Origin of the sequence: Gabonia massiliensis (assembly GCF_001403595.1) — a bacterium.
Lineage (GTDB): Bacteria > Bacteroidota > Bacteroidia > Bacteroidales > Coprobacteraceae > Coprobacter > Coprobacter secundus.
Genome location: NZ_LN877940.1, coordinates 622,830 through 647,201, shown reverse-complemented (window position 1 = coordinate 647,201; position 24,372 = coordinate 622,830). Strand labels below are relative to the sequence as shown.

Below are 24,372 nucleotides of genomic sequence, written 5' to 3'. Positions count from 1 at the left end.
AAAAAATCTATTTTTATCTGCGAAAGTAACTAAAACCATTCAAATTACCCTGCAAATTTTTTATTTTTAATACAGAATCCGATACCTTTTCTCAAAATACGGTCCTAAATCAGGCAAATATATAAAAATCAATCTATTCATTGTAGAGATAAGACTAAACCACACCACCTATTTTTTCACTACATTAACTCAATATCGGGATTTTTGTGTAAGTTTGCATCATAGGTATTTAAGGGAAAATTATTATGGATTACATACAAAAGATGAGCTGGGACAAATTAATTTCGGCAAAACGTTTCGGATTGGAACGTTACCACGACGAAAGGAAACGTAACCGCTCCGATTTTCAAAGAGACTATGACCGTCTGGTGTTTTCTGCTCCATTCAGAAGGTTGCAAAATAAAACTCAAGTATTCCCGCTTCCAGGTAGTGTATTTGTACATAACAGACTTACCCACAGCTTAGAAGTTTCTTGTGTAGGCCGTTCTTTGGGTAACAATGTAACCTCTATATTAATCGATAAATATAAAGATGAACCTTGGGTACATAAATTACAAGGTATCGGTGCCATTGTTGCCGCCGCGTGCTTAGCACATGATATGGGAAACCCTCCTTTCGGACACTCCGGAGAAAGAGCTATTGCAACCTATTTTTCAGAGGGTAATGGAATGATACTTGAAAAAGAGTTGAAAAAAAATGAATGGACTGACCTTACTCACTTCGAAGGTAATGCAAATGCTTTCCGACTTTTAACCCACCAATTCAACGGCCGGAGAGAAGGCGGGTTCGTCATGACATACTCCACTTTAGCCTCCATTGTAAAATATCCATATTCTTCCACCTTAGCCAGTTCTAAAGGCAAGTTTGGTTTTTTTTCTTCCGAAGAGGCTGACTTTATACGTGTCGCTGACGAACTGGGAATGATACGATACGAAGGTGAAGACATACGTTACTGCCGCCATCCATTGGTCTATTTAGTAGAAGCCGCCGATGATATTTGCTACCAAGTAATGGATATAGAAGATGCTCATAAATTAAGAATTCTAACGACAGAAAAGACAAAAGAACTATTTCTTGGATTTTTTGAAAAAGAACGGCTCGAACACATAAAAGAGACTCTCAATATCGTTACCGACGTCAACGAGCAGATAGCATATCTTCGTTCTTGTGTTGTAGGAGTGCTGGTAGACGAATGCTCTCGCATTTTTTGTGAAGACGAAGATAAGCTTTTGCGAGGAGAGGTAAAGGGTCCTTTGATTAGCCTTATCGATGAAACTCCAAGAAAAGCCTACAAGGAATGTACTCGCGTGGCTTATGAGAGCATATACAAATCATCCGATGTACTCGATATCGAGCTTGCCGGTAACCGGATTATTTCAGTATTACTCGACAAACTAATCGATGCTGTCATGTATCCCCAAAAAGCATATTCTCAACTGTTATTAAACAAAGTGCCCGGACAATATGAGATGAGGGCCGAGTCCCTTTATAATCGTACACAAGCGGTCATCGATTATATCTCAGGGATGACCGACGTTTATGCACTTGACCTATATCGCAAAATCAACGGCATGAGTTTGCCTGCATTATAATTATCAACAATATGAAAAGATTCTTCAGTATACTATTTTCATTTTTTCTATACATGTCAACATGTATGGGCAATGCCACAGACTATACAATTGATAATATCCCGAATGTACATTTGTCCAATGCTCAAGATTTCGTATCCAACCCTGATGGTATATTATCCCTTCCTACAGTCAACGAGCTCAATCGTATCATTCTCTCCATTCAAGAACAGACTTCTTCGGAAATAGCGGTTGTGGTTGTACAATCCATCGGAGATGAAGAAATAAAACCCTTTGCCACAAATCTTTTTGCCAAATGGGGAATCGGGAAAAAAGATAAAGATAACGGCTTATTGATACTTTTTGTCTTTGAAAAACGTGAAATCACTTTTGAGACAGGATATGGTATGGAAGGGGTTCTGCCCGATGCCATCTGCAAAAGAATCCAGACTTTATATATGCTCCCTTACTTTAAGAAAGCAGACTACGATAAAGGTATGATAGAAGGACTGACAAAAATACAAGATATCCTGTCCCATCCAGAAACAGCAAAAGAATTAATGACCCAAGTTACTACAACTGAAAAAAATGACTGGAGCAAACCCATTTTGTACTATGTAATCGTATCTATCTTATTTTCTTTGTTCTACATTTTATTGATACGCAACTCCTCGAACGCTACCAAAAATCGGAACAATTACGAAAAATACAGAGCCTTAGTTTCCTATAAAAGCAGCACATTAGTTTTTGCTTTTATCTTTCCTTTCTTTATTGCATTTGTCCACATTTGGCTTATCAGCAAACTAAGACGGTTACGCAATTCTAAAATAATATGTGATCACTGCGGACAAAAAATGAGAAAATTAGATGAAAATGAAGATAACAAATATCTGACTCCGCAAGAAAACACAGAAGAAAAATTAAATTCGATAGACTATGATGTATGGCTTTGTGACAATTGTAATAATATAAAAGTATTCCCCTATGAGAATATGTACACTAAATACTCTAAATGTCCATATTGCCATGCCAAGACTTATTCTTTGGTAAGTGACAGCACTTTAGTTGCCCCGACACCTTTCTCGACAGGAACCGGAGAAAAACGATATCATTGTGCCCATTGCCTAAAAGATGTCAGAAAACAATATATTATCCCCATGATAGTAGTCCCACCTCCCAGTGGACGCCGAGGAGGCGGCGGATTCGGAGGAAGCGGTTTTGGAGGTGGCAGCTTCGGTGGAGGACGCTCAGGAGGTGGAGGTGCAACTTCCGGGTGGTAAAATTTGCCTCTATTACAGTTCACAACATACTTATTAAATCATTTATTTAATGATACAGTCCTATCAGAATTTATTTTTTCTGATAGGATTTTTATTTTTTATAAAGTCTGATAAAATAACCTTTTATAAAGAGAACTTAATTCTTTTAAAAGTAAAAGAAATATGCTCTGACTCTTAAACCTTTTATATGTAAAAACTATTATATAGTCAAACTATTTTGTCTAATTAATAATTTTTGCAATAAAAGATATGAAAAGAAATATCCTGAAAAAAATCGCAGAAGTCTCTTTATTCCTGGTATTTTCCTTCTATGGATGTAATTCTAAAGATAAAACTGATAATGGAATAAATGTCACCCCTCCAACCATAGAAACCCAACACAGTATTAACGGTATAGTTACCAATGTGCAAGGAGAACCTATCGCCAACGCAAATATCGTATGTACCTTATCAGACAAAACATACTCGACAAACAGTCAAACTGACGGGACTTTTTCTCTCTCCGGTCTAAAAGAAGCCGGGAACTATCAATTAACTGCTTCTGCCCCCGGAAAGACAAATGCCATTGCTTTTGTAAATATCGATCAGGGAAAAACGTCGAAACACAAAAACATCTCACTAATGATGACAAAGGCTGTCGAACCTGTATGGGTAGATCCTAAATCTGTGACTGAAAAAATAAGTATAAACACAACGACTGAAACCGGGAAAAATAATAATTTAGCACAGATTCCCGTAACTCTGGATATTCCGGTAACGACAGCAAAAAGTTTCGCCCAACCTGTAAATATAATTGCCAGCCCTATTGCCAATATTACAGCTCCAACTGTAACAAGCAAAGCGGAAAACAGCCAACAATCGATTACATTATTAACAATGAACTTCGAACCTTCCGAACTTGCTTTTTCCCAGCCGATGACTTTAAAAGTCGGAAATACAATTACGCAGCAATCCCCCAAAATATCATTCAAGAATTTATCATTATACTCTCTTAAGAATGGCTCTTGGGTAAAAGAAAGCCAGACGATCACAACCGACGAAAACGGAGATTATCAAGTCCCGGTATATCACTTTTCCGTTTATAAAATAGTGCCCAATTTATCCGCATCTACTCAAATCAATACAAATACCCTTTCAATCAACGGGATAGATAACCAAGACGGTTCGGCCATTATATACGTAGAATCGATACCGTACACATATGAAAGAGGATGGGAATACTCAACTGCTCCCGACGTAGCACTCACGGCCATTGGAATCTCAGATCCGGCAGCTATCCAGACCGTTGACGAAGCTATAGCCAATACTCTTTCTTCCAGACCAGGTATAACCAATGCAACGGGATTTCTCCCTGTTAATAAAGGTATAGACGTCGGAATAAAACTCTCTGTAACTGGTAAACAGTCTTTCGAAACGATTACTTTTCCATTAGAGTTTTTAGTCGATGGAGCCACTCAAAAGGCGAATATAGTCGTTCGTAAAGCCGGGAATTGCGAGTTTAACATATCGGCAACAAACAGAGAACAACACAGCGGAGGACAAAATTAAGGAAGTCATTAAAAATTTTACGCAAGTTGAAATAAGAAATGACGAATCTTTTTCAAAACAAAAATAAACTTCCACAAATTTTGAAAGAAAAAGAAATTCAAAATTATATCGTTGCAACCGTATGTCAAGCCGTATTATTTCGTTTTTATAAAATTAAAATTGGCTTTCTAAAATGGCAAAGATATTTTTCTGTATCGCATCCATTTTTCTGCTTCCGTTATTTCTTACAAATACACTTTCGGCACAAATACCGGAATTGGTTAAGTCAGGATTCGAGAATGTATCTGTATGCGAAGATTCTATTTATCAAATATTTACAGTAGAGAACAACGCCCGATATCTCCCCGGTATTGCCGCACGCAAAGCTTTGGATATCATTTCTAATGCAGATACATCTAAGAAACAGAAAAGTATTGTATTCTTGAGAAACGGTGTTCCTTATATATCTGTGACCAACTCTAAAACCGGTCCATGGAAAATAGGATACAAGCTACCTGAAGGTTACAATAAAAATTGTACTCAGGCCCAACGTCATAACTCATCTTACTTTAAAACCGATATAGTCATCTATCCGGAGTTATTATACAGGAATTACCGTACAGACCGGCTATATGAAGTTGTCTTTAATCTATCCCCGGCTATAGAACTTACATTGGCCAAAGGACTAAGTTTTGTGGGGCAAATTGTCATTCCTATATATAACGGTTATGGAAAACGGTACGCCCGCATCAGACCCGGATTTATTACTCTGACTCAACAAATACGATTGCCCAGACAATTCTTTATTTCTGTATCTGGAGGGACCTTTGAATATGACCGGTATGGCATCGACGCCCAACTGTTCCATCCCTTCAAAAACATCAGATGGGGACTACATGCCCAAATGGGTCTTACCGGATACTTTGCCTTACGGACAAAATGGGAAGCCAGTACACCGGGAAGAGTGACCGGCCGGCTGGGAATCTCTTATTACGAACCCCATTTCAACTTATATGCCATTCTATATGCCGGCAAATATCTGTATGAAGATTACGGAGTAACAGCAGAACTAAACCGACACTTCCGATATGCTACCATCGGTTTTTATGTGCAGAAAACATCAAAAGGAAATTATCTGGTAAATTCCTCCCGGCTAAAACTAAACGGAGGATTCAAAATAGCCATAGCTCTACCTCCATACAGGCAAATACGTAAAAAGAAATTCAGAATTACCCCTGCCAGTCATTTCAGACTGACTTATAATACATATAACGATGGCAATTCTTGCGTATATTATCGAGTACATCCTGGTGAAAGTAATGCCTCGGCAAACTTTCAGCCATATTTTATACAATCCGAAATAAACCGGCAAAGACGATGAGAACAACTATTATACGAATACTTATTTTGATTATAACCTGTCTTTGTGCCAAGCTCGATTTGCCGGCTCAGCAGATAATAGGGGCTTCTGGGTTATTGCGTTCCCCATCGGCAGACATGTATCCCGACGGCACAGCCATTATCGGCGGGAATTATCTCAATCAAGAAGTACTTCCCGCTACTTTCAATTACAACAGCGGAAATTATTTTATCGGAGTTACTTTCTTACCATTTATGGAAATAGAATATATATGTACTATCATGAAACTCAAAGATGGACACATAAACCAAGATAGGTCACTATCCGTAAAGTTCAGATTGCTCACAGAAAAAAAATGGTATCCATCCATTGCATTAGGAGGTAATGACGTATATTCTTTCGGTGATGCAAAAAAAAATGCCAATAACTATTTCTCCAACTTCTATATTGCTTTGACAAAACACCTATATATCAAAAAAGAAGAAATCGGTTTCCACATCGCGTATCGAAACTTTCTACGACCGGATAATGCTTTATGGAATGGTCTGACAGGGGGGATAACATATCGACCGCATTTCTATACTCCATTACAATTCATAGCTGAATATGCATCTCGGCAAATCAATATCGGAGCTGATATATTGTTGTTCAAACACATTTCACTTTTAGCCATGCTCCAAAACGGGAAATATTTTTCCGGAGGCATAAGTTTTCATTTTCTTTTATAAAAAGATTATTCCTTTCCCAATTCTCAAACTGTACCGGACCGAGAAACTGTTTATCAAGTATAAATATTCAAAATCCTATTATATATAAATTAAATCATAAAACTGCTCTACAATAATACAAATCATAATTTTTTATATTATTTTTCTTACATATTATTATTTATTTTCTCAAAAAACAAACAATATAAAAAGAAAATTATCTCTAATTTTTTCTTTTCAAATAAAGTTTTTCTTAATTTTGCCGGACATAATTTTTTAACTGACTATATAAACACACATAAAATCTTCAAAACAAGAGACATGAGTAATAACAGCACTGTAGGTGAAAAAATAAAAACACTTCGTGAAAATAAGAATATGAGTCGAGAAGAACTTTCTCAACAATCCGGTTTAAGTGTAGAACAAATCAACCATATTGAAGATAATACAGATCTCCCCGCTTTAGCTTTATTGGTAAAAATCGCTCGGGCTTTAGGTGTACGTTTAGGGACATTTTTAGATGACCAAGAGGAGTTAGGCCCGGTCATTACTCGATGTGGACAACAAAAAGACGAAGTCTCATTCACGACCCATACTGCCGGTGCCCGTAAACATATGGACTATTTGAGCCTGGCCAAATCGAAAACCAACCGGCATATGGAACCGTTTATCATCAATATCTCTCCGGCCCAACCCAATGACTACGAATTATCATCGCATGAAGGAGAGGAATTTATCTACGTCATGGACGGAGCTATTGAAGTCAATTATGGGAAGGATACCTATCAGCTCTCGGCGGGAGACAGTATCTACTACGACTCTATAGTACCTCACCATGTGCATTCCTATAACAACCAGAATGCCAAAATATTGGCCGTTGTTCATATTCCTGTATAATTTCTTAAAAAGACATTAACTATGCAGTTATTCGAAAAAACATTAGGAGATTTTCTGGAATATTGGGCCGAAAAAACTCCTGATAAAGAATTTATCGTATATTCTGACCGAAATTTGAGATTTACCTATTCCGAATTTAACCAACGAGTAAATAACCTGGCCAAAGGGCTCATGGCCATCGGTGTAAAAGAAGGCTCCCATGTAGGTATATGGGCTACAAATGTTCCCGACTGGAATACTTTTCTTTTTGCAACAGCCAAAATAGGAGCGGTCTTGGTCACAGTAAATACCAATTACAAACAGCACGAATTGGAATACCTGGTCGATAATGCCGACCTTCATACTCTCTGCATTTCCAACGGTACATTCGATACCGACTATCTGGAAATGACTTACACCATGTTACCCGAACTGAAAACTTCTCAGCGTGGAAATCTGAAAAGCAAAAAATTGCCTTATATGCGCAACGTTGTGTATATAGGTCAAGAGAAGCACAGAGGTATGTACAATACCGCTGAACTATTGCTATTGGGTAGTACAATGGAAGACCAATTACTCGAAGAGCAAAAGAAAAAGTTCAATTGCTATGATGTTGTAAATATGCAATACACTTCAGGAACTACAGGTTTTCCCAAGGGAGTGATGCTTACTCATCACAACATTACCAATAACGGGTATTGCATCGGGCAAAGTATGAAATTCACCGAAAATGAACGAGTTTGTCTGCCTGTTCCTCTTTTCCACTGTTTCGGAATAGTACTTGGGATGATGGCCATCATCACCAACGGAGGTTGCGCTGTATTGCTCGAACGTTTTGATCCTCTGGTAGTATTAGCTTCGGTACACAAGGAAAAGTGTACAGCACTATATGGAGTTCCCACTATGTTTATAGCCGAACTGAACCACCCGATGTTCAGTATGTTTGACCTCTCTTCTTTACGTACGGGAATCATGGCCGGCTCACTATGTCCCGAATGGTTGATGCGTGAAGTAATGGACAAAATGTATATGCGCGAAATTACAAGTGTATATGGTCTTACCGAAACCTCTCCGGGTATGACACAAAGTAAAGTGGACGATCCGTTAGAGGTAAGAGCATCCACTGTCGGTAGCAATTTGCCGGAAATAGACGTTCGCGTCATCGATCCCGAGACGTTAGAAGAGTGCCCCGTAGGTGTGCAGGGAGAGATGTGTTGCCGTGGATATAACATTATGAAAGGTTATTACAAAATGCCTGAAGCTACGGCCGCCATTATCGATAAAAACGGCTTTCTCCATTCCGGAGATTTAGGAGTAAAAACTCCGGAAGGAAATTATAAAATAACCGGACGTATAAAGGATATGATAATACGTGGAGGTGAAAATATATATCCTCGTGAAATAGAAGAATTTCTTTACCAGATGCCTCAAATAAAAGATGTACAAGTAGCCGCGGTACCTTCAAAAAAATATGGAGAGGAAGTAGGAGCTTTCATTATCTTAAAGCCTGGTGAAACTTTGCAGGAAAGTGACGTCAAAGACTTTTGCAAAGGAAAAATTTCACGGCACAAAATACCTAAATATGTATTCTTTATAGACCAATTCCCATTGACCGGAAGTGGGAAAATACAAAAATTCAAACTCAAAGACGTAGGTCTTGAGCTTCTAGCCAAGCAAGGTATAGAGCCGGTATAAAAATCAACACATCATAAAAAGCTCATCATAGATAAAGTGCCCCTTAAATGCCAAATAAATAGCTTTTAGGGGGCATTTTACATTATGTCATATTATTTTTATTCAAATTCTCATAAATCAATCATTTATTTTGCTTTTTTAAAATAAAATAAATAAATTAGCCATTGATAAAATAAGGATGAACCATAATACCAAGAAAAACATAGAATTATAATCTGAAGAACACTTTTATATGCCTTTCGATTGACATAAAAACCGAAATACCATGAATAGAGAAACTTCACAACATCCTATTTCAGTCTCACGAATATCTATATTCGGTAAAATATGTCTCTACATGTTAATAACAATTGCTGTAAGCCAATCTATATCGGCCCAACCTTCTCTCGAAGCGACATATAACATGATTCGTAGCGGAGATAAACTAATCAAGCAAACTGTCGAATCCACAAATCCGGGACAAGCCGGAGAAGATATAATCTGGGATTTCAGCCGACAAAAAATCACAAATAAAGAACATTATTTATCCTATATAGAATATCAAGATTCCATTATCATCGGATACGAAAACCGTACATATTATAAATATCGTTCGATAAATGATACCCTTTATATGACCGGATACAGTACTCCTACCCAATTTACTTCCTATATTGCTCCAATTTGCCATCTACCCTTTCCGTTCTCCTACAAAGATTCTGTGTCGTTTTCATTAAACGGCATAGGCCGTTATTGTGATCGAATAGATTTGCAAATACACGGAAACGAAACATTGCAGGCCGACGCATGGGGTACGATAATATTACCGTCTAATGATACTTTACATCACGCACTCCGCCTTCACAGTGAAAGAAGGATTGCCAATCGTGCAAGTCCGCACAATATCATATCGGCCGAACTCCCTCCTCCAATACCATCGGATAGCATTACAATATACACAGAGAAAGACAGTATGCAAACTCACATTACTACATACCGCTGGTACGCTGACGGTTATCGATACCCGGTATTCGAAACCAAAGAAAGTACCTCCTACCTATACGGGAAAAAGGTCTATCATCATTCTACTGCATATCTTTATTCCCCCGATAAGCAAGCTATTTTATCCGAAGACCTCGATAATCCGGCACGACTCGCAGCTACCGATACAAAATCACTTCAAAAGAATAGAGTTAGCCAAGATGCTCTGAGCGATTATCACATTTATCAACAAGATAATCATCTAATCATAGAATATCGTCTGAATCGGCCTGCCGATTGTTCGTTTTTACTGTTTGACTATACCGGTAGAACAATCTCCGGACGGAAAGCCATCAAAAAGCCAGCGGGGATCAATCGTGAAGAAATACCATTAGACAGCTCTATAACAGGAGAATGTCTCTTACGTTTTACTGTAAACAAAAAAGTTTACGGTGAAAAAATAATCCAAAAACCATAACCATCGATTCATCCCTAAAATACAATTAAAGCCTTATCCCATCTCTATCTTTCATGGAAAAACAAATTACCATATCGATTTTGCTTTATTTCCTTTTTCCGGGAATAAACATCATACTGGCCGAAACGACAGAGAACCTGCAATACAACACTCAGAACTATATTGTTACAGTCACTCCGTTAGATGCCACTCAAACAGCAGAAATAAACGGGACAATCATACAACTCGGACATAAAGCTCGAGCATTAACCGAAATACAATATTTTGATGGATTGGGACGACCGTCTCAAACTATACAAAAAGGGATTACCCCTGATGGAAACGACTTGGTAATTTTGCAAGAATACGACGGATTCGGGAGGAGTTCTAATACATGGTTACCGATCCCATCTGAAACCAATGGCAATTTTGTAAGCCCCTCGACCCTAAAATCTTCAGCTAATACATACTATAACGATACAAGGCCATATTTTTCTCCCATATATGAAAACTCTCCACTCAACCTCATTACAGGAGAATACGGTCCCGGAGACAACTGGTCCTCACATCCGATAAATAAAAAATACGAAATAAACAATACGACCGACAGCGAACGTATTTGTCGGTATTATTATCTGAGCGATGAAACCCATCTGCGAAAACAGGGGAATTATGCCAACAATCAACTATTCATCATCTATCATATCGACGAAGATGGCAAATCTACTTTGGAATTCAGGAATAAATTAGACCAAATACTACTTATACGGCAATTGGATAATGACAACTTCATCGATACATATTATATATACGACGATTTCGGTAATTTGTGTTTTGTACTGCCACCATCGGCAACCGACGCACTCTCAGCTGACAATATATGGAGCGTAAACTCCGATGCGATTTCGTCATACGGTTATTTTTACCGTTACGACGAAAGAAACCGATGCATCGAAAAAAAATGCCCGGAGCAGACCCGATATATATAGTATACGATAGAGCCGATCATCCCGTATTGATTCAAGATGGAAACCTACGGACAAAAAATGAATGGTTATTTACAAAATACGACGCATTAGACCGAGAAATAGTTACAGGTTTACTAACTTCGGACTACAGCCATAACGATTTCATAGAAATCTGTCGCGATACTCTGGTAGTCGAAGAATTTGCTTTCAACTACGAAATGCCCATAATCGGCTATACCAATCGAATCAAACTTGGTAACAATATTCGGGTACTTACAATAAATTATTATGATAATCATCAATTTCGAAACCTCAACGATTATCAAAATATTTTCCTTTCAACCGGGCCGGTCTCTAATAATAAAGAGATCTACCAGAACTGTCAAGGACTAATTACCGCTACTTACATCGGACAAACAGACAATATGAACAGATATGAAATCAGTTCCTTCTACTACGATACGCAAGGACGCATCGTAGAGAAGCTTGTGGAAGTCAACGGATTCGGTCCTCATAATCACATTTATATAGAATATGATTTTGCCGGTAACCCGATCAATATAAAAAAAGAGCATGTCGCCCTGAATTATGAAGGTAAACAAACTCAAATCTATACATATCAATACGACCATGCAGGACGCATTACCAGCGAATCACTAAAATTCAACACTTTAAAAGAAAAAAAAATACATGAATATCTATATAACGACTTAGGACAAGTATCTCAAAAGTTTTTACACGACCGAAGCGACACAATCACCTACACTTACAACTTAAGGGGGTGGCCTATTTCGATTACCAACCGAGCATTTTCTCAACAATTATATTACGAAGAAGCTTTGGTGCCCCAAAGTACCCGATACTTCAATGGAAATATTTCTGCCGTAAAATACTCTCAAGGCGGACGAGAATACAGCTTTCATATGACCTATGACGCACTTGACAGAATAATATCGTCCCAATCATTTCTCAACGGCAAAATGGCAAACGATTTGGAAGAATTCAATTTTGACAAAATGGGGAATATAAAAAATATAGTCAGGAAAAAAAATAATATATATACCCATCAACTGGCCTTTGAGCACAAAGGTAACCAGCTAACCGATGCCATCGATCTCACGGATACCGATATACCTCTGCTCGAAATTAATACGGAAAACCCGGACGAACCCTCAAACTATTCCGCTATTCCCGACGACTCACAAGAAATCATCTCCGGGAAGAAAATCCGAGATCCGGTATTCGGTGAAAATCTCCTCTCCTCCACCTCGAACAATGATATCCCATACGCTTATGATAAAAACGGAAACATGAGCCGTAATACCGGCAAGAACATAGAAAATATAATCTACAACCATTTGAATTTGCCTCAATCGGTCGAATTCGGTAATAATGACCAAATCGCCAATCACTATATGGCCGACGGCAGAAGGGTCATATCGACATACACATCAGAAGCCAAAATCGACGACAGCGGTATATTACAGCCTCAAACCATAACGACCGACTGCTTGTGGGGTGAATATATATATCGAAATTATAAAATATCCATGATCAAAATTCCGGGAGGGTACATACAGGTCGATAATACGAAATCAGACCCGGAACAAAAATACACTTTCGTTCGTTATATCTATGACCATTTGGGAAATGTGCGTATTACTGCCGATAACTCCGGTATTTTACAATCGACAGAGTATTATCCATCCGGTTATTTCTTCAACCGCACCGGAACCGGGTCGCAGCCATACCTATTAGGAGAAAAAGAATATATCAATATGTTTGGACTGAACCAATACGACTTCGGAGCAAGAATATTCGATCCTTATTTTTTAAGATGGTCTACCCCCGACCCTCTACAAGAAAAATATTATTCTATTTCCCCTTATGCATACTGCAATAATAATCCCATTTTATATACCGACCCAGATGGGAGAGATTGGTATAAAGACCAAGACAGTACAATACAATATAGCCCTGAAATCAACCGGAATTCACGTCTTGCCGACGGTCAACGATATTTGGGACAAACCTACACAGAATCGGTCAACGGGAAATCGATTGCCGATTATCGGAAAGACGGAAGTATCCTTTTTTATCGGGAAAGGGAAGCTTATCGACGGATGATAAATCAGACCGTAAAAACAGGGAATGAATCCATGGCAATATTAATGTCCGATAAAGTCTTAGTACTCCCCGATTATCAAAATACACCGAATGAAGTAAACTTAAAATCATATCATTATTCAGCTAAAGGAGGGAACATAATCGATGCCGGTAAAAATACCTGGCCTATAATCGCGACCGCCCATACGCATCCGAACGGTACTCCCCCCTCTAATGAAGATAAACACTTCTCCATAAACATCACCCCCTATAAACCGGTATATGTACTGCAAATGAAAGGGAATAACAGTATCAGCGCTGTAACAGGAAGACCCGGAATAGAAAATGGTACATTAACAGAAAATATAACTCAAACGTTTCCCGAATTCCATCTAAACAATTTGACGAAAGGGAAATGTTCTTTAATAGAATTTACTAAGCATAACAATTTCAAAAACAGAGTAATAAATGCAAAAAGATTATGATAAAACACTTTATTTCAATAACGCTTTTTACACTGCTGATATCTTGCATACAAGATAGGAAAGACAACGTGTACATCGAAAAAAAGCTGTATCCCAACGAGGAACTAAGGGCCGTATTGGACTCGTTCGTTTTCGAAAACAAAAAGTTAGACTCGATCTGCGAAATATACATCGACAATATCTTGCCGGAATTCACGTCCATCATCATTTTCTCCGGAGAGGGGGCTTGCATCGGAGATGAAAATATTTATTATAATCAAAGACCATTAGGTTATACCGAAATATCGGGGATAAGATTCAGAATATTTTCCGGAATGGAACACTATTTCAACCTGCTGGAAAATATGGAAAACGCTCCGAAAATAACCTCCTCATATCCATCTATTCCCGATATGGAAATAAACAGCAAAGATTTTCCTTATGCCGATAGCAACTCCATATGGTGGGTTCTGATTAAAAACGGAAACAAATCGACATTATACAGGAATTGGAATGACGTATATCCCTATGAGTTCTATCCATTCCGACATGTTCCGGGATTACTATTCAATCCTCCGGTAATAAAAGACGTTTGTGACGAAGATGAATGAACAAACAGATTCTACTTATATCTTCCTAAATAAATAATCACTAAAATAAAAGTCGCATGAAAAAAATACTTTTAATATCCATATCCTCATTGATTCTATGCTGTACTCAAAAAAAGGATAATCTGTATATATATCCGAACGAATCCATGACGCAGCTGCTCGACTCTTTTATACAGGAAACCCCAAACAAAAACCGGATAAACCAGATTTATATTGATAAAATAAATCCTTATAATTACCACATATTATTATATTCGGGAAACACAGACATCAATAACGGGCAATGCAAAATACCCGCTCTTTACAAAATCCGATATGCCGACAGGATATTCGATGTATTTTCCGGTGTAGAAGAGTTCTTCTCCGACTCGATAAACCAGCCTAAAACGGTGATGGAAAAAATGAAATCATTTAAAAAAGACTCTGCAAATATCTGTTGGTTCGTGGAAGATTATAACGGAAGAATATACATCAATGAAGAAAATAATGCCACACCTTTCGGGAAAAAACCTTTACATCCCGTTGACAGTAGTGGATTCTATTTAGATGGACAAGCAATGAAACGTCATCTTTTATTCTGTGATACAATGGAAGCTTACCATAGATGGCTCGTGAAAAACATAGATATATTGTTAAAAAATAAAGAATAGCCTTTATTCCGGCACGTACAACGTCAACAGAAAACTATCAGATGAAAGTTACAACTTAACAGGTGTAATAACCGCTAANTTTATACAGGAAACCCCAAACAAAAACCGGATAAACCAGATTTATATTGATAAAATCGGCATCCGAAATTACCACATATTATTATATTCGGGAAACACAGACATCAATAACGGGCAATGCAAAATACCCGCTCTTTACAAAATCCGATATGCCGACAGGATATTCGATGTATTTTCCGGTGTAGAAGAGTTCTTCTCCGACTCGATAAACCAGCCTAAAACGGTGATGGAAAAAATGAAATCATTTAAAAACGATTCTGTAAATACCTGTTGGTTCGTGGAAGACTATCAAGGAAAAACATACATCAATAAAAAAGAGGCTATACCTTTTGGCGAAGAAAACATACATGATGCTAAATCTCCAGGATTTTATATAGATGCACAAACAACAAAAAGGAGAATTTTATTCTGCGATAAAATGGAGGCATTCGATAAATGGTATGCAAAAAACAAAGATAAATTAAAAAAATAAAAATGGTTCTTACTCCTTTTTCCGAATCATAAGCAAAAAATATCCCAGAGAAAACAGAAAAACAATAATCTTAAATCTTATAATAAAAAGATTATGGCAAAACACTTTATTTCAATAACGCTTTTTACACTGCTGATATCTTGCATACAAGATAGGAAAGACAACGTGTACATCGAAAAAAAGCTGTATCCCAACGAGGAACTAAGGGCCGTATTGGACTCGTTCGTTTTCGAAAACAAAAAGTTAGACTCGATCTGCGAAATATACATCGACAACATCTTGCCGGAATTCACGTCCATCATCATTTACTCCGGACATGGATCTTGCACAGGTGGTGAAAATATATATTATAATCAAAGACCATTAGGTTATACCGAAATATCGGGGGTAAGATTCAGAATATTTTCCGGAATGGAGCACTATTTCAACCTGCTGGAAAATATGGAAAACGCTCCGAAAATAACCTCCTCGGATCTTTCAGAACCCGATCTAAAAATCTATTATGAAAATTTTCTTTATTTCAATTCCAATTCTATCTGGTGGGTTCTGATTAAAAACGGAAACAAATCGACATTATACAGGAATTGGAACGAAGTATATCCCTATAATTTCTATCCGAACCGCCCCGTTCCAGGAGTATTTACCGTCGANCCATCTATTCCCGATATGGAAATAAACAGCAAAGATTTTCCTTATGCCGATAGCAATTCCATATGGTGGGTTCTGATTAAAAACGGGGAAAAATCGACATTATACAGGAATTGGGACGGAGTATATCCTTACAATTTTTATCCATTCCGACATGTTCCGGGATTACTATTCAATCCTCCGGTAATAAAAGACGTTTGTGACGAAGATGAATGAACAAAACAGACCCTATTTACTTCATAAGACATCCCAATGGCTACATCTTCATATAAAAAAACGCAGAAATGACATAATACGACCATGAAAAATTACATTGTACTCATCCTTTTATTGCTATTTTCTTTTACAATACATTCAAAAACTCAGGTAAACTCAGAATTTACAAACGACTCTATATTGCAAACAGCCGGAATAACCAGAACCAGTCAGGGAATATTAGAAAATTACAAAGCCCAAATCCCGGTAACAATACCGGCTTCGCCTGAAATAGCCGGTTTAATGAAATTTATAGAATGTCCGGTAGATCACAGTACGGGTATTCCAGACATTACTATTCCTATTTATACAGTCAGAATCGGGGGTATCAGCCTCCCCATCAATCTATCTTATCACGCCTCAGGAATCAAAGTCAACGACATTGCCAGTACCGTAGGTTTAGGATGGGTACTCAACTCTGGGGGCTTCATTACACAACAGGTTATCGGAGAACCTGATGGCGAAAGCAAAAAAACTCCGGCTTACAAATCTCAAGCTGAATTTCAAACAGCTATAGATAATATAGATCCTATAAATTCTTCCCCATTAGCCATGCAAGGCCTGCTCGACGAAATATACAGAATTATTAAATGGGACACCGGATTCGGACCTCAAATAGATATGCACTCAGACAGATACGTATATCATTTCGGTGAACATTCCGGTGTATTTAGGTACAAATTCAATACAAATGAAATATATACTCTCCCTTATGACCCGATTCAAATAAAATTTGATAGCCCTCGAATTCGCACTATCGACTCGAAAGGAAACACTTATTATTTCAATAAATTTCAAAAAACCAATACCATATCCCAAACAAAAATACTAAACCAAATAAAACAGGACCCTCTTCCCGATGCTTTATTCAAAGGAAACGGAAATACATGGAGGTTGACCAAAATCGTATCAGCGAATAAACGAGATTCCATCGAATTAAATTATATACCCTCCGGATGGACATCTTACAGCATAAGCCAAATGGTCGAAACCGGAAATGAACCTATTTATTATAATTCCCATAGCGGTAGTTACATTAGGGATAAATCTCTATTGAACCCGAATGAATGCTATACCGTTAATTCCATTAAAATGAACGAATTAAATTACAGAACAATCAACCAACACAATTTTAATGAGCTCAGCATATCAGAAATAAAAGCAAATGGAAAAAAAATAGTAGATTTCATCTATGCCACAGACAGGAAAGATATACGCGATACAAAATTAGACACCATTAAAATTTATCTTGATGATTTGACTCAAATGTATATTTTCCACTACTCTTATTCCGGGACAAGCAAGAGTATAAATGGTAAAGAATTCGGCCTACGACTGATGTTAGATAAATTAGAAATAAGGGGAAATTCTTCTCCAGAAAAAGAGATATATTCTTTCAAATATAATCCGCTATCCTTACCTCCCTATTGTGAAGGATTTCTCGCGACCAAAGATATTTATCATTTTCATGATGATTATTGGGGATACTATAAAGGTTCGACAAGTACGAATAACATTCCAAGCGGAACTATGGGAGCAGGAGCTCCCACTCAATATCAAACGGACAGAGAGCCGAACCTAACATCGGCTCAAGCTTGCATATTAGAGGAAATACACTATCCGACAGGCGGCACACGAAAATTCGAATACGAATTTCATCAAAATAAATTCGGAAACTTAATCCATGTCGGAGGACTACGAGTCCGCAGAATTACCGATTTCGACGGTCCAGAGACAATAGCCAAAATCGTAGAATATAATTATACTTTACGAGACGGTTTTGTAAATCCAAGAAACTGCTTCAATTATTATGTTCTCACTCACCATAATTACACAAACGGACCAGCATGCTACTCAGAAGCCGAAATAGGCAAAACATATTACGTATCAGAACCGCTCAACGACATTATGACATTCAACACGATACCTGCATTATACAATAATATCTCTGAAATCATAAAAGACAAAGACGGAAACACTTTAGGCAAGACTGAATACATTTATGACGAGACAGAGCATAAAATAACTACTGCATACATTACTAAGTACGGAAATGTTCCCTATCATTTTGATTACGGTGCTTACAAACCTCGATTATTGTCTAAAACAGATTATAGCTTTGCTGATAATAAGTACACGGAAACTCGTATGGAATCTTACGAATACACATGTTTCAAAAAAGAAAAATTCATAACCGGATTCAAAATTATGGAAAGCGAACCATATGCTTTCAATTTATTTACAGGAATGAGTATCAATTATTCTGATTTCCAATATTATATAAACAGATTAATATACGAAGACTGTATAGCTACAAGCGAGGTGTACACATTGTACAATAAAAGAATCATAGAAAAAAGATCAGAAAATAATATTATAACAGCGCAATGGCCCGATTACGATGAAAGCACTCTCCTCCTGAAAAGAAAAGAACTTCCTTATGTTAAGGATAATATTTCAATAATAGAAACATTCTCATACCCCTCAGACTATCCGGGTAACCCTGTGTATGAAAAGATGAAAAAATTGAACATCTTAAATCCGATAATTAGTAAAGAAGTTTATAAAGGCGATACTTTTCTCCAAAAAATAACCACCCATTACAAAGAATGGCATAATGATATATTCGCACCGGAAACAATACAAATACAAACTAAAAATCAAAATACGCCTGTAACCCGTATCATATATTACAATTACGATACACATGGAAATCCCCTATTCCTTTGCAAAGACAATGCTATGAAAATAGTTTATCTTTGGTCGTACGACGGACAGTATCCAATAGCCGAAATCCAAAACGCCAATTATGAAGAGGTAAAAAACGCATTGAACATGAATGATGATGAAATCAACCTTTTATCTGAAAAAACATATCCTTCTGACCAAGACTGGACAACAATCGATAGTCTCAGAAAAAGCTTACCAAACGCACTCATTACGACCTACAAATACAAACCTTTGATAGGAATGGTTGAATCTGTAAATCCCAGAGGCATAAAAACATCCTATGAATATGACGCTCGGGGGAGACTGAAGCTTATCAAAGACAATTATGGAAATATCATCCAAGGATACAATTATCATTACAGAAATCCGTAAAATATAAATAAACCTTAATTTGTAATTTTATAAAAAAACATATAGGAATTGTTTCAAGAGAAGTCATACGATTCATTTTGAAACAATTCCTATCATCACTCTACTATCAGGAATATCAATATAAGCTAATTTCTTTTATAGCATATATCCGATATCTCTTTTTTCATCGATACCTTACAACCACGGGTACAGACTTTCCAGACTCATCTCCTTGAGGAAAAGCAATATTAAAAAAGGTCATATTCCTCTTTCTATCATACCGGCCAGATTCATATTTGCCATAAAGCCCTAACGAAATAGACTTTTGTCTGCGGGTAGGATCGGACAAAGAAATTTTCAAACCTCCGTCTTTCTCTTTTTGCAATATGAACAGAGCTTGCCCTGACAGTGAAATGTACCGGACTTTCAATAAAGACTTTTTTAAAGGAAATAATCCCGGTCGATAACAAACACCACAGACAGTCCCTTCCTCCATATCCTCAACCAACTGAACCAAAGGTGTATTTGTTATCTTCACTTGTGAATAATCAACCTCCTGATTATTATCATTTGCAGGCATGACCATATATTCATACTTTCCACTATCGTTATTCAAAGTTACAGTAAATAACGTGTCTTGCTTTTCCTTATCAGCATAGAACCTTGCAATCTCATGCCAACTTCCTTGAGACGGGGCAATGGCTACATTCAATGTCTGATTTTCCGTAATATAATATCTCCATCCATTATGTTCCAAAATCACAGGTTTTCGAATATGGGCAGAAAAATTATCATCTACTCTATCCATTTTATTATTGCCAGTCCTCCATCGTATCCCACCTTCTAAATAAGTACTGTTTATTGTCGTAATCAATGGTTGCCCAGCTTGGGTCTGCAAGCTGTTTCCTAAACAGAACATCCGATTGCCTAAAATAAAATATCCTTTATTTCCCGAAATCCCATCACGCCCCAGAATCATCGCTGCCACTCCAGCCGTTCCAGAAGACAAAACCCCAGCAAAAGTCGAATCATTCCGGTATCCATCCCAGGTAAGTAACGGTAACGGTATTGTATCATCCGGAACAGTTATACCGGGTAACCGACGCCAATTCCAAAACGGGAAAATATTCTCATATTCATTACCATTACGCATATATGATGTTACTCCCTCTCCCATATAATACCCTTTTAAGTTTTCTCCGTTACCGGCTTCTGTCGCTATAGTCCATGGAGAGGCCAATCGCACAGAAAAATATGCATCACCGATTTTGCTTATCAGCATATCCGAACGATAAAAAGCTGTCGTTCCTTCCGCCCGAGCGACCGACGAGGGTGGAATCAAAATATTACGATAGGCTATCTTGTATACCTGGGCACTTGCAGCGTCTGTTACCACCGACATATCTGCCAAAGATTGGGCTAAAGCCAAAGCCTTTCCCCTTTGGGCATTTTTAAAGAATTGGCGTCCACAAGCACTATAATCCATATATCCACCCCAAACAACCTTATTCAATCCGTTTAAGATATAATTACCGACAACCTGTATCTTCTCATCCGGGAAAGAGTATTGTGTATTTCGGAAAGCTCTTGTCCAGTAAGTCATGCTCAAAGCATAAGCCAATCCGTAATTTCCAAATTGCAACTGAGGCCCATGCTGATGGTATGAGTAATCCGGTTGCAAGCCCTCTTCCGTTGTAATATATATTTCAGACAAAATAACATCTCGCGCCTCCTTCAACAGAATTTCATCATTTTGTAACAATGCCCTATACACAACATTGCCTGCCAGCCAAACACGATTTTGTCCTGACAGACCTATTTTTGACCGCTTTAACTGCTCTACACCTTGCATTTTCAAATCTTCAGGAAGTAAATTTTCCATCAAAAGCAATGCCGGACCTAACATTTTATTGACTCCTATTTCCGTATACCACCAATTCGGACAAGTCAACGTGAACGACACCCAGAAACGCAGACCTTGCATGTAAGCTGCCAAGACTTTATCTGAATGATAAGTAGGCATCTGCTGGGATTGATAAGCCTTTGCCAAATGGAACAGCCGCATTACATGAAAAGACGGAGCCCAACCGCTTGGGTCCTTATCTCGATAATCAATATCCCTCCAACCTCCATTTTCTGTTTGAGTTTCTACCCAATGATATATTATTTGTTCAGGCAACCGAATATTTAAAAATAATTCTTTCACTGACAAATCGATATACGAACCACTATCCGTGAGAGCAATTATTTCATCAGTCAAGCCCTCATCCGAAAATATAGAAGAAAGGTGCCAATCAATAATTTGTTGTTTACACTTCTGAATGTCTGATGCATACAAAAAAATTTGTCCTATAAAAATAAACGCCAATGAGAGGATAATACGTTTCATAAGTATTAGTAATATTAATATTTTTTGTTTACCTCTCCAAACATACAAAAATTTAGCGGATTTTATTAAGTTTGTATATTATAAAGCCAACATTATAAAAGATAAAAATATGATGATACTGCTTTCCTGTGCAAAAACAATGAGCAAGCATTCTAAAATACAGGTTCCGGCATCTACCAATCCTGTTTTCCAAAAAGAGGCTTCTAAAATTATACTCCATCTATCTCAATATTCTGTAAACGAATTAAAAGAAATACTCCATGTCCCCGAGCGACTCGCAGCTGAAAATTCTCTGCGTTTTCATGAATTTCACTCCAACGAAACTCCATCATTACAGGCATTACTGGCATATACCGGCATCGTATTTAAAAACATCGCCCCCCAAAATTTTACACCTGAGGACTTTACCTATGCACAAGAGCATTTACGGATAACCTCATTCTGTTACGGCCTGTTACGCCCCATGGATACTATCAAGCCTTACCGTCTCGAAGGGAACGTGACCATTCCCGAATTAGGAGCTGAAAACATGTTCGATTTCTGGCAGAAACGTTTGACACGTCCCTTCATACAGGAAATTATAAAAAACGGTGGGATATTATTCAATTTGGCCAGCCATGAAATGAAATCTCTCTTCGATTGGAAACTGGTAGAAAACAAAACCCGAATTATTACTCCTGAATTTAAAATTATGAAGAGAGGAAAACCGACTACGGTTGTCATTTACACCAAAATGGCCCGCGGAGCTATGACTCGTTACATTATTAAAAATCGGATAGAGAACCCCGAAGAAATAAAATCTTTTGAATGGGAGGGATTCCATTTTTACAAAGAAGATACAAAATCGGGAATATATACTTTTATTCAGGAATAATTTATTATTACTCATATTTTTTCATACAGTTTATTGACACTATAAGAACAATTTAACAGGCAAATCCATTATATTTGCAACATTAAGACGATATTATCTATAGATGAAAGAATTTATTCTCACCAAACAAGAGACCGAACGTACTATTCTGGTAGGTATCATTACTCAAACCCAGAACGAAGCAAAAGCAAACGAATACTTGGACGAACTGGCCTTCCTGGCAGAAACAGCAGGGGCTGAACCCGTAAAAAAATTTTTACAACGACTCGAATATCCTAACCCTACAACATTTGTCGGTGCGGGAAAGTTACAAGAAATAAAAACATATATTGAAGAAAACGAAATAGGATTGGCCATTTTCGATGATGACTTGACTCCCAAGCAATTAAAAAATATCGAACACGAACTGCAAGTCAAAATATTAGACCGCACCAGCCTGATTCTTGACATTTTTGCAAAACGCGCTCAAACTGCGCATGCAAAAAGCCAAGTGGAACTGGCTCAATATCAATATCTATTGCCTCGCTTAACCCGATTGTGGACGCATCTCGAACGCCAACGAGGGGGTATCGGTATGCGTGGCCCCGGTGAGACTCAGATAGAGACTGACCGGCGTATTATCCTTGATAAAATAGCTCGACTAAAGGTTGAGTTAAAACAAATAGACAAGCAGAAAGCCATTCAAAGAAAAAACAGGGGCAAAATGGTTCGTGTTGCTTTGGTAGGATATACAAACGTAGGTAAATCTACTTTGATGAACTTACTTAGCAAGTCTGAAGTATTTGCCGAGAACAAACTTTTTGCAACCTTGGATACTACCGTACGTAAAGTAATCATCGATAACCTGCCATTTTTATTATCTGACACTGTCGGATTTATCCGAAAATTACCGACACATCTGGTAGAATCGTTCAAATCAACGCTTGATGAAGTACGTGAAGCCGACTTACTCGTTCATGTCGTAGACATATCTCATCCAGCTTTTGAGGAACAGATAGATATTGTAAATCGTACATTACATGAAGTTTGTGACTCAGCCGATAAACCCATGATTATAGTATTCAATAAAACAGATGCTTTTTCTTACATAGAGAAGGACGCTGATGACTTGACACCCCGTACCAAAGAAAATATTTCTTTAGAAGAGTTGAAAACTACCTGGATGGCAAAAATGAATGATAACTGTATCTTTATCTCCGCTAAAGAAAAACAAAATATCGACGAGTTGAAAGAAATGCTTTATAACAAAGTAAAAGAAATACATGTCACCCGTTTCCCATACAATGATTTCTTATATCAGAAATATGATGATAATGATACCAGCATAGAAGAATAAATACTTA

17 protein-coding genes are annotated in these 24,372 nt (G+C 37.6%); 16 read left to right on the top strand and 1 reads right to left on the bottom strand.

Annotated features, from left to right (window positions below; all coding sequences use genetic code 11):
• The first annotated feature begins 263 nt into the window (after window positions 1-263).
• The 14 genes from BN2628_RS12710 (at window position 264) to BN2628_RS12640 (ending at window position 19,787) form a co-directional block, all read left to right on the top strand.
• On the top strand, window positions 264-1,592 hold the full coding sequence (locus BN2628_RS12710) for a deoxyguanosinetriphosphate triphosphohydrolase (RefSeq protein ID WP_044225155.1): 1,329 nt from the start codon (window positions 264-266) through the stop codon (window positions 1,590-1,592).
• 11 nt (window positions 1,593-1,603) lie between these two features.
• Entirely contained in the window at window positions 1,604-2,851 is a 1,248-nt protein-coding gene (locus BN2628_RS12705; protein ID WP_055097580.1) for a TPM domain-containing protein, read from the top strand.
• 249 nt (window positions 2,852-3,100) lie between these two features.
• On the top strand, window positions 3,101-4,399 hold the full coding sequence (locus tag BN2628_RS12700; RefSeq protein ID WP_044224694.1) for a carboxypeptidase-like regulatory domain-containing protein: 1,299 nt from the start codon (window positions 3,101-3,103) through the stop codon (window positions 4,397-4,399).
• A gap of 172 nt (window positions 4,400-4,571) precedes the next feature.
• Window positions 4,572-5,759, top strand: coding sequence for a YjbH domain-containing protein (locus tag BN2628_RS12695; protein WP_044224696.1), 1,188 nt, complete (start codon window positions 4,572-4,574; stop codon window positions 5,757-5,759).
• Window positions 5,756-6,466, top strand: coding sequence for a YjbH domain-containing protein (locus tag BN2628_RS12690; protein WP_052431369.1), 711 nt, complete (start codon window positions 5,756-5,758; stop codon window positions 6,464-6,466). The genes BN2628_RS12695 and BN2628_RS12690 overlap by 4 nt, the downstream gene beginning before the upstream one ends.
• 300 nt (window positions 6,467-6,766) lie before the next feature.
• A complete protein-coding gene (locus BN2628_RS12685) occupies window positions 6,767-7,342 on the top strand; it encodes a helix-turn-helix domain-containing protein (RefSeq protein WP_044224700.1) in 576 nt (191 codons plus the stop codon).
• 21 nt (window positions 7,343-7,363) lie between these two features.
• Complete coding sequence (locus BN2628_RS12680) at window positions 7,364-9,016, top strand: AMP-binding protein (protein ID WP_044224703.1); 1,653 nt, start codon at window positions 7,364-7,366, stop codon at window positions 9,014-9,016.
• A 265-nt stretch (window positions 9,017-9,281) separates the two neighbouring features.
• Window positions 9,282-10,454 (top strand): hypothetical protein, encoded by a 1,173-nt coding sequence (locus BN2628_RS12675; protein WP_044224705.1) that lies wholly within the window; start codon window positions 9,282-9,284, stop codon window positions 10,452-10,454.
• Window positions 10,455-10,507: 53 nt separating this feature from the next.
• Entirely contained in the window at window positions 10,508-11,422 is a 915-nt protein-coding gene (locus BN2628_RS12670; protein WP_044224707.1) for a DUF6443 domain-containing protein, read from the top strand.
• A complete protein-coding gene (locus BN2628_RS12665; protein ID WP_082430172.1) occupies window positions 11,314-13,992 on the top strand; it encodes an RHS repeat domain-containing protein in 2,679 nt (892 codons plus the stop codon). The genes BN2628_RS12670 and BN2628_RS12665 overlap by 109 nt, the downstream gene beginning before the upstream one ends.
• Window positions 13,989-14,582 carry a hypothetical protein gene (locus BN2628_RS12660; protein WP_055097575.1) on the top strand — a complete coding sequence of 198 codons (594 nt, stop codon included), beginning with the start codon at window positions 13,989-13,991 and terminating at the stop codon, window positions 14,580-14,582. Before BN2628_RS12665 ends, BN2628_RS12660 begins: the two co-directional genes overlap by 4 nt.
• A gap of 56 nt (window positions 14,583-14,638) precedes the next feature.
• The gene (locus BN2628_RS12655) at window positions 14,639-15,232 is read left to right on the top strand and encodes a hypothetical protein (RefSeq protein ID WP_154668472.1); all 594 of its coding nucleotides are present in this window, start codon (window positions 14,639-14,641) and stop codon (window positions 15,230-15,232) included.
• A gap of 304 nt (window positions 15,233-15,536) precedes the next feature.
• Window positions 15,537-15,782, top strand: a complete 246-nt coding sequence (locus BN2628_RS12650; RefSeq protein ID WP_055097571.1) for a hypothetical protein — start codon at window positions 15,537-15,539, stop codon at window positions 15,780-15,782.
• A gap of 948 nt (window positions 15,783-16,730) precedes the next feature.
• On the top strand, window positions 16,731-19,787 hold the full coding sequence (locus BN2628_RS12640) for a hypothetical protein (RefSeq protein WP_044224727.1): 3,057 nt from the start codon (window positions 16,731-16,733) through the stop codon (window positions 19,785-19,787).
• A gap of 163 nt (window positions 19,788-19,950) precedes the next feature.
• On the opposite strand, the gene BN2628_RS12635 is transcribed toward BN2628_RS12640, so the two are convergent.
• Window positions 19,951-22,155 (bottom strand): polysaccharide lyase family 8 super-sandwich domain-containing protein, encoded by a 2,205-nt coding sequence (locus tag BN2628_RS12635; protein ID WP_055097567.1) that lies wholly within the window; start codon window positions 22,153-22,155, stop codon window positions 19,951-19,953.
• Window positions 22,156-22,264: 109 nt separating this feature from the next.
• Here BN2628_RS12635 and BN2628_RS12630 point away from each other — a divergent pair, with 109 nt between their 5' ends.
• Both BN2628_RS12630 and hflX read left to right on the top strand, forming a co-directional pair.
• On the top strand, window positions 22,265-23,029 hold the full coding sequence (locus BN2628_RS12630) for a YaaA family protein (protein WP_044225160.1): 765 nt from the start codon (window positions 22,265-22,267) through the stop codon (window positions 23,027-23,029).
• Between the two features lie 103 nt (window positions 23,030-23,132).
• On the top strand, window positions 23,133-24,365 hold the full coding sequence (hflX, locus tag BN2628_RS12625) for a GTPase HflX (RefSeq protein ID WP_044224732.1): 1,233 nt from the start codon (window positions 23,133-23,135) through the stop codon (window positions 24,363-24,365).
• Window positions 24,366-24,372 lie beyond the last annotated feature (7 nt).